This is a genomic window from Stenotrophomonas maltophilia group sp. SKK55, from assembly GCF_057179845.1.
Genome location: NZ_JBXUHP010000003.1, coordinates 111,902 through 123,577, shown reverse-complemented (window position 1 = coordinate 123,577; position 11,676 = coordinate 111,902). Strand labels below are relative to the sequence as shown.

Sequence of the window (11,676 nt, the reverse complement as noted above, 5' to 3'; positions counted from 1 at the left end):
ACGCAGAATGAACCCACCGCACGCGTGCCTTCGTTTCGATTCGCCGCGAGTTGAACGGCCCCGCCGGGGCAGGCAGGGGTCTGGGCAAATGTCCCCCGGCGTCGGCCGTTGGCCGTCACCTCCTCCTTTACTTTGCCCAGACCCCTGCCCGTCCCGACGAGGTTCGGCTTGCGGCGGCCAAGGCACCGAGCAGGCTGTCTTCAATAAAGCGCCGGAGGACATTCGTACGCAAGGGTCTCCGCCCTGCGCCACGCAGAACACACCGCAAAGGAACCTCAGCGCCCGCGACCACCGTGCCAGTGCTGGTGCCACGCCTGGAACATCAGCACGTTCCACAGGTGCGTGTGCCACTTGCGCTCGCCGCGCAGGAACGCTTCCCAGATGCCGCGCACGCGCGCCGCATCGAAACAGCCCTGGTTGCGCAGCAGCTGCGGGTCCAGCAGCGCCTCCGCCCAATCGCGCAATGGACCGGCCAGCCAGCGCGCCATCGGCGGGCCAAAGCCGCGCTTGGGACGGTACACCAGCGGCTCGGGCAGGTAGCGTGCCAACAGGTGCTTCAGAATCAGTTTGTGTTCGCCATCGTGGTACTTCAGGTGCTGCGGCAGGCGCCAGGCCAGTCGCACCACCTCCATGTCCAGCAGCGGCGCACGGGTTTCAACGCCCGCCGCCATGCCCGCACGGTCAACCTTGGCGAGAATGCCCTCGGCCAGGTCCATGCGGAAATCCAGCAACTGGATGCGCGCTTCGGCCGGCAGCGCCGTGTCCTGCTGCTGGAAGATCGTCACCGGTTCACGCGCGCCCAGCACCACCTGCGCCGGCTGCCGCCATCGGGTCACCCGCTGCAGGTAGTGGCCTTCCACATCGTTGGCAGCAACCTCGGCCACCAATGCACGCCATCCTCCGAGGCGACCACGCTCAGCGTTCATGCGGTTGCCGCTGCGCCGCGCCAGGTCGCGTACCCAGTCCGGCAAGCCGCCGCACAGGCGCGCATTGCGCAGCGCGCGGCCATAGCTGGGGTGGCCGAAGAACAGTTCATCGCCACCGTCACCGGTCAGCGCCACCGGCTTGCGTGCCCCCAGCAGTTCACTGGCCAGCAGCGTCGGCAGCTGCGACGCGTCGGCGAACGGTTCGCACCAGACCTGCGGCAGGCGCTGCAGCAGATCCAGGCCCTGGCGCGCGTCCATGCGGTGCAGGTGATGCTGCACACCCAGATGGCGCGCGACCTGCGACGCCCAGTCGCTCTCGTCATGTCCCGGATCATCGAAGCCGACCGTCCATGCTTCGATCGGCAGGTTGGATTGCGCCTGCATCATCGCGGTCACCAGCGACGAGTCGGTGCCACCGGACAGGAACGCGCCACAGGCCAGCGGCGAGTGCATGCGTGAAGCGATGGCTTTCTGAAGTACCGCCTCAAGCTGATCGGTGGCCTGTTCCAGGCTCGGCGCCGGTTGCACCGGCTCCTGCAGTGCACGCTGCATTGCTTCGCGTGCGCACCAGTAACGCGCGCCCCCCTGCGCGGCCTGGCTGGAGCAACCCGCGGCATGGTCGCTGAGATCGATGCGCAGCATCGCGCCCGCCACCAGCTTGTGGATGCCGCGGTAGATGGTGTGCGGCGCCGGCACATAGTCGTGGCGCAGCAGCAGGCTCAGCGCATCCTGGTCGATGCTCGGGGCGAACCCGGCGAAAGCCTGCAGCGCCTTCAACTCCGAGGCGAACAGAAACCGGCCCTGGCACCAGCCGTAATACAGCGGCCGCTCGCCCACCGGATCACGGGCCAGCCACAGCACGCGCGACTCGCGGTCCCAGACACTGAAACCGAAGGCGCCCTCGATACGCGCCAGCGCCCGCTGCACGCCCCATTCGACGATCGCCTGCAGCAGCAGCCGTGCATCGCTGCAGCTGCGTGGCAGATCGCGCAACTGCGCCTGCAGGTCAGCGCGGTTGTACAGGCGGCCGTCCAGGCACAGCACGTAGCGACCGCAGTCCGAGCTGAGCGGCTGCAACGGCGTATCGGTCGGCGCCCGGCAGTGGCCCAGCGCGAGGCCGGCCTCGGCGTCGGTCCAGTAGCCGATGCGCCCCCGGCCGCGCTGCTGCAGGGCGCGCAGCATTGGCGCCAGCTGCTGCAGCAGGAGTTCGTCCTCGGCGGGCGGCAGCCAGGCCCCGACCACGCCGCTCATCGGGCGCCTCCGCACTGGCGGCGGCGGGACGGGTTCAGCAGGCAGGGGGCGGCGGGCGACATGGGGACGGCACGCGGAGCGGAGGAGACTCCATGCTCGGCCGCAGGCCCCGCCGCGTCAGTCGCTTTGCTGTCAGCGATCGTCACCCGCCGTATCACGAAGGTAACGTTTTGTAACAGCGACAGGCTATGCTGGGCGGCAAGTCGTTGCCGGGACTGAGACCCGGCCCGTGCGCCAGCAACCCCGGCTGAATGGCGCCCGCCCCCGGCACCCGGGCGGCCCGATGGCTGGGATAGCATCGCCGCGCTCGTGCCGTGGCGGTACGTCTGCGCCTACGGAGGCCTTGGAAATGCTGGATATCGTACTGGTCGAAGACGATGCCCGCCTGGGAACGATGGTCAGTGACTACCTGCAGCGGCATGGCTACCAGGTCGCCCATGAACGCAGCGGCGAGCGGGCAGTGGCCCGGATCCTGGCCGAAAAGCCGGCGCTGGTGCTGCTCGATGTCGGCCTGCCCGACCAGGATGGTTTCGAAGTGTGTCGGCAGATCCGCCCTCACTATGACGGCATCATCTGCCTGCTGACCGCCCGCACTGACAACATCGACCAGGTTCTGGGACTGGAGCTGGGGGCCGACGACTACATCGGCAAACCGATCGAACCGCGGGTGCTGCTGGCGCGGCTGCGCGCCCACCTGCGCCGCCACCGCCGGGTCGAACCGCGTGACGGCAGCCTGCGCTTCGGCGAGCTGAACATCGACCCGTCCACACGCAACGTGCACCTGCAGGGCAGCCTGCTGGAGCTGACCACGGCCGAGTTCGACCTGCTGTTCCTGCTGGCCAGCAACGCCGGCCAGATCCTGGACCGCGACGCGCTGCTGCGCGGCCTGCGTGGCATCGCCTTCGACGGCCTGGACCGTTCGATCGATGCCCGCATCTCGCGCCTGCGCCGCAAACTGGGCGACAACCCCGAGCAGCCGGAACGGATCAAGACCGTCCGTGGCCGCGGCTACCTGTTCAGCCGCTCGGCATGGGGATGAAGCGCACGCCCTCGGCGATGCGCGGCCACGCCTTCCACTTCCTGCGCTACGGCGTCGGCTTCCTGGTCGCCCACCTGTTGTTGATCGTGCTGGGCCTGTGGGCCTGGGATGCCCTGCTGGAAGACCGCACGGAAGCTGGTCTGCAGGCCGAGATGCGTGGCACCCATGCGCTGCTGCAGCACCGTTTCGCCGAAACCCCGCGCGACCAGTGGCCGGTGCTGGCACGCGAACTCGACGCCGATTTCGCCTACGCGCTGCGCATGGTGCCGCTGGCTGAGGCAGTGAGGGCGTTGCCGGCCAGCCAACGTCCGCCGTTCAACAACGGCCGCGTGCAGATCGACCTGGAGCACATGCGCAGCCTGCAGCGCATCGGTGACAGCGACTACGCGGTGATGCTGGGGCCGCTGGACGAAGCGCTGCCGGACGAGGGCTGGCAGGACAGCGAAGTGTCCGGCGTGGCGATCCTGCTGCTGATCCTGATGGTGGCGGTGGCACTGCCGATGTACGTGATGGTCTATCGGTTGTGGCGCGACGTCTCGCAGCTGGCACAGGCGGCCAGGCAGATGCGCGATGGCCAGTTGGACACGCGAGCGCCGCGTGCGGGCACCGCGCTGGTGCGGCCACTGGCCAATGCCTTCAACCACATGGCCGAGCAGCTGCAGCAGCTGCTGGAAAGCCAGCGTGTGCTGGCGCAGGCGGTGGCGCACGAAGTGCGCACGCCATTGGCGCGGATGCGTTTCGGCCTGGCCGACCTGGAGGACACCGCGCTCGATGATGGGCAGCGCGATGCACTGGGCGGATTGCGCACCGATGTGGATCGGCTGCAGCACCTGACCGATGCCGGCGTCGAGTACGCCGCACTGGGCCGCTGCCATCAGCCGACCCGCCAGCGCCTGCAGCTGGCGGCGCTGGTACGTGGCGTGGTCGCCCAGTTCGCGCCGCTGCCGATGCCGGTGCAGCAGGCGCTGTCGCCGGTGGGCCTGGTCAACGTCAACCGGCACATGCTGGAGCTGGCACTGCGCAACCTGCTCGGCAATGCACTGCGTTATGCGCGCCGGCAGATCCGTATTGCCAGCACCGTCAATGACGGCTGGCTATGCCTGCAGGTGGAGGACGACGGCCCCGGCATCGCACCCGAACTGCGCGGCCAGGTGCTGCAGCCCTATGTCCGGCTGGACCCGGGCAGTCCCGGCTTCGGCCTCGGCCTGGCGCTGGTGCAGGTGGTGGCCGACAAGCATGGCGGCCACGTCGAAGTGACCGATTCGGCGCTGGGCGGTGCCTGCATCCGCCTGCGCCTGCCGCTGGAAAACGGCGGCATCGTCGAATGCGAAGCGGCCTGCTAGGCCGCCGGTTCCGCACGCGGCAAGGCGAACACGAACAGCGCGCCACGCTCGCTGTCGCGCAGTTCGATGCGGCGGCCGTGCAGCTGCACGATGCGCTGCACGATCAACAGCCCCAATCCGCCGTTCTCGCCGCGCCGCGCTCCCAGCGCGGCCGGTGCCTGGAACAGCTGGGTGCGCAACGCCGGCGCGACCCCTGGGCCGTCATCGGCCACGCTGACCTCCACGCTGTCGGGAGTCGCACGCAGGCGCACCTCGATCTGCCCACCGTCGGGTGCATGGCGCAGCGCGTTGTCGAGCAGGTTGGTCAACACCCGTTCGACCAGGCCCAGGTCGGCGCGCACCAGCGGCAGGCCCGGCGGGAACGCCGCGTGCAGCTGCTGGCCCCGCGCCTGTGCCGCCAGTTCGAACTTCTGCAGCACGTCCTGCAGCAGCTCCGGTAGTGCGAACACCTCCCACTCCAACCGCACTTCGCCATGCTCCAGCCGCGCCAGCTCGAACAGCGCGCGCGCCAGCCGGCCGACCTTGGCGCTCTGTGCCAGCGCGATGCCGAGATAGCGGCGGCGCTCTTCCGCTGACAGCGTGGCGTCCTTCAACGCCAGCGTTTCCAGGTAGCCATGCAGCGACGACAGCGGCGTGCGCAGGTCGTGCGAGATGTTGGCGACCAGTTCGCGGCGCTGCAGGTCCTGCTGGCGCAGCTGCTGCCACTGCTCGCCCAGCCGCTGCGCCATCTGCGCGTGCGCGTGTTCGAGGATCACCAGCTCGTCGCGCTCACCGGGGCGCAGCGGCTCCGGCGGTGGCAACGGCGTGGGTGCGTCGATGTCGAAGGCCTGGATGCGCCGGGTCAGCCGCCGCAGCGGACGGGTCACCCAGTAGAACGCCACCAGCCCGGCCAGCAGGCCGAGGCCACCGACCAGCACCACCGACCACAGCGTGGTGTTCCACTGGCTGCCGGCGGCAAGATCGTCGGCCAGCATCTGCCGGTGCTCGCCGACCAGCACCACGTACACGTAGCCCGCCGGCCGGCCCTGCACGATCAGAGGTGCCGCGCTGAACACCTTGCGGCCATTCGCGCTGCGCGGGTCATCGCCGAGGATCGGCAACGGCGCACCGGCCAGCAGGCGGCGCAGCGGCGCCACGTCCACCCGGTTTCGCACCAGGTGCCCACTGGGCGCATCGTGGCCGAGGATGCGGCCCTGGTCGTCCAGCAGGTAGACCTCGACGCTGGGGTTGACCGCCATCAACTGGCCGAACAGCGCGCGCACCGCGGCGTCGCGCATGCCGCTGGTATCCATCAGCTCGCTGCGCTGGGCGATGTGCTCGGCCAGGCCCAGCGACAACCGCTGTACCACCTCCTGCTCGTGGCGGGTATTGGCACGCATCTGCAGTGCAAGCAGCGCCATGCAGCACGTCAGCATCAGCGCGGCGGTCACCACTGCCAGCTTCTGCCAAAGGTTCGGCTTGATCATGCCGCCGCTCCGGCCGGGTCGACCAGCTTGTAGCCACGGCCCCACACCGTCAGCAGCCGCCGCGGATTGGCCGGATCGGGCTCGATCTTGCTGCGCAGGCGGTTGATATGGGTGTTGACCGTATGCTCGTAGCCATCGTGCTGGTAGCCCCAGACCTGGTTGAGCAGTTCCATGCGCGCGAACACCTGGTCCGGGTGACGGGCAAAGAACAACAGCAGGTCGAACTCGCGCGGGGTCAGCTCCAATGGATTGCCATCCACCGAGGCGGTGCGCGCGACCGGGTCCAGCTGCAGTCCCCCCAGTTCGATCGCGCCGGCATCGATGCGTGCGCTCTGCGCCATCGCCTCGGCGCGGCGCAGCAGCGCGCGCACGCGTGCCACCAGTTCCGGCATCGAGAAGGGTTTTGCCAGGTAATCATCCGCGCCCAGTTCCAGGCCGACGATGCGCTGGGTTTCGCTGCCGCGCGCACTGATGATGATGATCGGCACATACCGCGCCATCGCGCGTGCGCGCTGGCACACCTGCAGGCCGTCCACGCCGGGCAGCATCACGTCCAGCACCAGCGCGTCCCAGGGACCTTCCTGCTCGAGCAGGCGCAGGCCGGCATCGCCGCTGGCAGCATGGGCGACGTCGTAGCCCTCATCGCCCAGGTGCATGCGCAGCAGGTCGGCGATGTGGGCATCGTCTTCAACAATCAGCACGCGTTTGGTCGACATCGTCAGCTCAAGGCCAGTGGGGAGGCGGGTTGCATTGTGGCGCGGGACGGCCGCCGATACCTCACGAAAAATTGAATCCTGCGTGAGGATTCGTTGACCCGGGCGGGCGCAGCATGGCCCCGTCACCCCCTTCCCGGAGTCCGCCATGTCCTTGTCCCGCCGCCATCTGCTGGGCCTGGGCGGTGTTGCTACCGCCGCCGGCCTGCTCGGCCTTGGGGCCTGCAGCCGCGCCGCCCCCGCCGCCGCCGAAGCGCGCCCGTCGCGACAGTTCGAGGTCATGCACAGCGATGCCGACTGGCGCCAGCGCCTGACCCCGGCGCAGTACGCGGTGCTGCGCCAGCAGGCCACCGAACGGCCGTGGAGCAGCCCGCTCAACAAGGAACACCGCCAGGGCACCTTCGCGTGTGCCGGCTGTGCGCTGCCGCTGTTTTCCTCGTCCACCAAGTTCGAGAGCGGCACCGGCTGGCCCAGCTTCTGGGCGCCGCTGCACAACGCCATCGGCGAAGACCGCGACGTCACTTTCGGGATGCTGCGGGTGGAGGTGCACTGCCGTCGCTGTGGCGGCCACCTCGGCCATGTGTTCAACGATGGCCCACGCCCGACCGGGCTGCGCTACTGCATGAACGGTGCGGCGATGGTGTTCGTTCCCGGCGCCACGGATGGCACTGCCGACGGCTGGCGGGTGCCGGTCGGTTCTTCCCCTGTTTCCGGAGCCTGACGATGCTGCTGTTGCTGCTTGCCTACCTGGGGGGCGCGCTGACCCTGCTCAGTCCCTGCATCCTGCCGGTGCTGCCGTTCGTGTTCGCGCGTGCCGACCGTCCGTTCCTGCGCAGCACGCTGCCGCTGCTGCTGGGCATGGCGCTCACCTTCACCGTGGTTGCCAGCCTGGCCGCGGTGGGCAGCCAATGGGTGGCACAGGCCAACCAGGTCGGGCGCTGGATCGCCCTGCTGCTGATGGCGCTGTTCGCGGTCGCCCTGCTGTGGCCACGACTGGCCGACCATCTGCTGGCGCCGTTCCAGCGCGTGGGTGCCCGTCTGAGCGCGCGCGCCGATGCCGCGGATGCCGCTGGGCGCGGCGGCGCGTGGACCTCGCTGCTGATCGGCATCGCCACCGGCCTGCTGTGGGCGCCATGCGCCGGTCCGATCCTCGGCCTGGTGCTGACCGGTGCCGCCCTGCATGGTGCCAGCGTGGGTACCAGTGCCCTGCTGCTGGCGTATGCGCTGGGCGCGATCACCGCGCTGGCACTGGCGGTGTGGGTGGGCGGCCGCGTGTTCCGTGCGCTGCAGGCGCGGCTTGGCCTCGGCGATGTACTGCGCAAGGTGCTGGGCGTGGCCGCCTTGCTGGCAGTGGTGGCGATCGGCCTGGGCTGGGATACCGGCCTGCTGACCCGTCTTTCCACGGTCAGCACCGCGCGTATCGAGCAGGGCCTGCTGGACGCGGTACCCGGCGCGCAGCCGTCGGCACCACCGATGATGATGATGGCCGGTGCCAACGCCGCTGGCGATGCACCGCTGCCGGTCGAGGGAACCCTGCCCGCGCTGGACGGGGCCACCGGCTGGCTCAACAGCCCACCGCTGACGGCCCAGCAGCTGCGCGGCAAGGTGGTACTGGTCGACTTCTGGACCTACTCCTGCATCAACTGCCTGCGTGCGATGCCGTTCGTGCACGAATGGGAGCGCCGCTACCGCGACCACGGCCTGGTGGTGATCGGCGTGCACACGCCGGAGTTCGCCTTCGAGCGTGACCCGCGCAACGTGATGAAGGCGGTGCAGCAGCTGAAGGTCGAGTACCCGGTGGCGCTCGACAACCAGTACACGATCTGGCGCGCGTTCAACAACCGCTACTGGCCGGCGCAGTACTTCGTTGATGCGCAGGGCAACATCCGCAGCCACCAGTTCGGCGAGGGCAACTATGCGCGTTCGGAACAGGTGATCCGTCGCTTGCTGACCGAGGCCGGCCAGACGAACCTGCCGCCGCCGGCCGATCCGGCCGCCGCCGCCGATCTGAAGGGCGTGGCTGCGCAGGCCGACATGGGCAATCTGCGCTCGCCGGAAACCTATCTGGGCCACGCCCGTGCCGAGCAGTTCGCCTCGCCCGGTGGGCAGCGCAGTGATGCCGCGTTCGACTACTCCTTGCCGACGACACTGGCGCTGAACCAATGGGGACTGTCGGGGCGCTGGACCGTCACCGATGAAGCCGCACAGCTGCAGCAGGCCGGTGGCCGCATTGCCTTCCAGTTCCATGCGCGTGACCTGCACCTGGTGCTGGCGCCCAGCCGCGACGGCACGCCGGTGCGCTTCCGCGTCTGGCTGGATGGCAAGGCGCTGCCCGCTGCCGATGCCGGTAGTGATGTCGGCGCCGATGGCAGTGGCGTGGTCGACGAGCATCGCCTGTACCAGCTGGTCCGCCAGCGCGGCACGGTCGGCCCGCATCGCTTCGAGATCGAATTCCTCGATGCGGGCGTGCAGGCCTATGCCTTCACCTTCGGTTGAACCGGGAGCACATGATGAAACTCTCCTTTGAACAGGGCATCGCCGCCGGTGTTGCCGGCCTGGTGGCCATGGCATTGATTGCCGGGGTGCTGCTGGTCGATCACGGCGCGGCTGCGGCGCCGGTCGAAGCCAGCGCGCAGATCCAGGCACTGCCGGCCCCCACCGGCGATGCGGCGTTCCGCGATGACGCCACCCACGCCAGCGTGGTGTTTGCCGGCGGTTGCTTCTGGGGCGTGCAGGGCGTGTTCCAGCACGTCAAGGGCGTGAGCAATGCGGTGTCCGGCTATATCGGTGGCAGTGCAGCCAATGCCCGCTATGAGCGCGTCAGCGGTGGCCAGACCGGCCATGCCGAAGCCGTAAAGATTGACTACGACCCGCGCCAGGTCAGCTATGGACAGCTGATGCAGGTGTTCTTCTCGGTCGCGCACGACCCGACCCAGCTCAACCGCCAGGGTCCGGACCACGGCAGCCAGTATCGCTCGGCGATCTTCAGTGATGACGCCCGCCAGCAGGCGGCCAGCCGTGCCTACATCGCCCAGCTCGGCCAGGCCGGCAGCTACCGCGCACCGATCGTCACCCAGCTGGTCAGCGGCCAGCGCTTCTACCCGGCCGAGAGCTACCACCAGAACTACATGACCAACTACCCGCAGGCCGCCTACATCCGCTACTACGACGCACCGAAGCTGGTGGCCCTGGCCAAGCAGTTCCCAGCGCTGTACCGGCGCGAGGCGGTGCTGGTGCCGATGCGCTGACGGCATTTCCCCTGGGGCTGATCGGTGCTCGGCTCTACACACCAAAAAAAGACGCACGGCGGTCCCGCCGTGCGCTTGGAATGCGCCGGCCACGCCCCGATCAGGCCCGGCCGACGACGACATGCTAGGCTCGCCATCATCATGGGTACAGAACCAGATGGCGGGATGTTCGATGGATACAGATGACCAGGTCACGATGATCCCTCCACGCTACCAGCGGCTCTCCGACGAACTGGCCGAGGCCATCCACGGCGGTCGCCTTCCGGTCGGCAGCCGCCTGCCTTCGCTGCGGCAGATGGCGTCGCAGCGCAGGCTCAGCCTCAACACGGTGATCGCGGCATATCGCCAGCTGGAAGATGCCGGGCTGGTGATTCCGCGGCCGAAGGCGGGCTTCGAAGTCGCGCCGCGGCTGTCGGTGCCGGAGCGTTCGCTGCGCGACACCCCGTCCGCGCCCACCGCGCCGCTGCAGCAGGTGCTGATGGCCCGGGTACTGGAAGCGCAGCGCCGACCGGGTGTGGTCGACCTGGCCTTCGCCGGCCCACGTGGTCGCCAGTTCTATCCCGGCGCGCAGCTGGCCCGGCATACCGCGCAGGTGCTGCGCCACGGCCAGCAGACGGTGGAGACCTATGCGAGACCCAACGGCTCCCCCCGGCTGCTGGCGCAGATCGTGCGCCGCAGTCCGCGCATGGGCCTGCACACCCACGCCGAGCGACTCCTGCTGACCCATGGTGCGATGGAAGGCCTGCAGCTGGCGTTGCGCGCGGTCACCCAGCCCGGTGACGCAGTGGGCATCGAGGCGCCGTCCTACTTCAACCTGTATCCGTTGCTGGCCAACCTCGGCCTGCAGGCCATCGAGTTGCCCACCCACCCGCAGCACGGGCTGGATGTGGATGCACTGGATGCGCTGCTGGAGCACACGCCACTGGCCGCACTGGTGGTGATGCCGACCGTGCACAACCCGCTCGGCTGCACCATGCCGACCGCCGCCAAACAACGCCTGGCCGAGCTGGTCAACGCACGGCAGCTGCCCCTGATCGAGGATGCGGTGTACGCCGAGCTGCAGTTCTGCGAACCGCCGGCACCCTTGCTGAAAGCCTTCGATCGCGATGGCTGGGTGATGGTGGTCGGTGGCTTCTCAAAGACACTGGCGCCGGATTACCGCATCGGCTGGCTGGATGGCGGTCGCTTCGCAGAGCGCATCGCGCTGCTGAAGTTCCAGTCCACCGGCGGTGAGCCGCAGCTGCTCGGCGATGCGGTGGCCGCGTATCTGGAAGCAGGCAGCTACGAGCACCATCTGCATCGCATGCGCCGCCTGTACCGCGAACAGGTGGGACGGCTGCGCCAGCTGGTAGCCGAGCATTTCCCGGCAGGCACCCGCGCCACCGAACCACAGGGCGGATTCCTGCTGTGGCTGGAACTGCCGGGCGTGGACACGCGCGAGCTGTTCGAGCGAGCGCTGCAGGAGGACATCGTGTTCATGCCCGGCCAGGTCTATTCGCGTGGCGCGCGCTATCGCCACTGCCTGCGGCTGTCGTGCTGCCAGAGCCTGGATGCACGCTTCATCGGTGCGGTGGAACGGCTGGGTGCGATCGCGCGGGAGCTGGCAGTGCGCCAGCTCCTGTAGAGCCGAGCCTACGCTCGGCTGCCCTTCGCTGACGGTCCCCGCTGAGCCGAGCGTGGGCTCGGCTCT

General features: G+C 69.0%; 9 protein-coding genes. 6 read left to right on the top strand and 3 right to left on the bottom strand.

The features are described from left to right. Positions 1–275: 275 nt before the first annotated feature. The gene (asnB, locus tag AC2A1N_RS02070) at positions 276–2,177 is read right to left on the bottom strand and encodes an asparagine synthase (glutamine-hydrolyzing) (protein WP_154350186.1); all 1,902 of its coding nucleotides are present in this window, start codon (positions 2,175–2,177) and stop codon (positions 276–278) included. A 349-nt stretch (positions 2,178–2,526) separates the two neighbouring features. Between asnB and AC2A1N_RS02065 the strand changes: the two genes are divergently transcribed. Continuing rightward, positions 2,527–3,216, top strand: a complete 690-nt coding sequence (locus AC2A1N_RS02065; protein WP_242894367.1) for a winged helix-turn-helix domain-containing protein — start codon at positions 2,527–2,529, stop codon at positions 3,214–3,216. Next, on the top strand, positions 3,213–4,559 hold the full coding sequence (locus AC2A1N_RS02060; RefSeq protein WP_180866770.1) for an ATP-binding protein: 1,347 nt from the start codon (positions 3,213–3,215) through the stop codon (positions 4,557–4,559). Before AC2A1N_RS02065 ends, AC2A1N_RS02060 begins: the two co-directional genes overlap by 4 nt. Here the strand turns inward: AC2A1N_RS02060 and AC2A1N_RS02055 are convergent. Together AC2A1N_RS02055 and AC2A1N_RS02050 are read right to left on the bottom strand one after the other, a co-directional pair. Continuing rightward, entirely contained in the window at positions 4,556–6,025 is a 1,470-nt protein-coding gene (locus tag AC2A1N_RS02055) for a sensor histidine kinase (RefSeq protein ID WP_242894369.1), read from the bottom strand. The genes AC2A1N_RS02060 and AC2A1N_RS02055 overlap by 4 nt on opposite strands. Further along, positions 6,022–6,741 carry a response regulator transcription factor gene (locus AC2A1N_RS02050; RefSeq protein WP_005415146.1) on the bottom strand — a complete coding sequence of 240 codons (720 nt, stop codon included), beginning with the start codon at positions 6,739–6,741 and terminating at the stop codon, positions 6,022–6,024. The genes AC2A1N_RS02055 and AC2A1N_RS02050 overlap by 4 nt, the downstream gene beginning before the upstream one ends. Before the next feature lie 145 nt (positions 6,742–6,886). On the opposite strand from AC2A1N_RS02050, the gene msrB reads away from it, so the two are divergent. From msrB to AC2A1N_RS02030, 4 genes are all read left to right on the top strand, one after another. Next, on the top strand, positions 6,887–7,459 hold the full coding sequence (gene msrB, locus AC2A1N_RS02045; RefSeq protein ID WP_005415145.1) for a peptide-methionine (R)-S-oxide reductase MsrB: 573 nt from the start codon (positions 6,887–6,889) through the stop codon (positions 7,457–7,459). A 2-nt stretch (positions 7,460–7,461) separates the two neighbouring features. Continuing rightward, positions 7,462–9,234: a cytochrome c biogenesis protein DipZ gene (locus AC2A1N_RS02040; protein ID WP_484371370.1), complete on the top strand. Its 1,773-nt coding sequence runs from the start codon at positions 7,462–7,464 to the stop codon at positions 9,232–9,234. A gap of 14 nt (positions 9,235–9,248) precedes the next feature. Further along, positions 9,249–9,986: a peptide-methionine (S)-S-oxide reductase MsrA gene (gene msrA / locus AC2A1N_RS02035; protein WP_061480489.1), complete on the top strand. Its 738-nt coding sequence runs from the start codon at positions 9,249–9,251 to the stop codon at positions 9,984–9,986. 172 nt (positions 9,987–10,158) lie between these two features. Beyond that, on the top strand, positions 10,159–11,610 hold the full coding sequence (locus AC2A1N_RS02030; protein WP_061478649.1) for an aminotransferase-like domain-containing protein: 1,452 nt from the start codon (positions 10,159–10,161) through the stop codon (positions 11,608–11,610). Positions 11,611–11,676 lie beyond the last annotated feature (66 nt).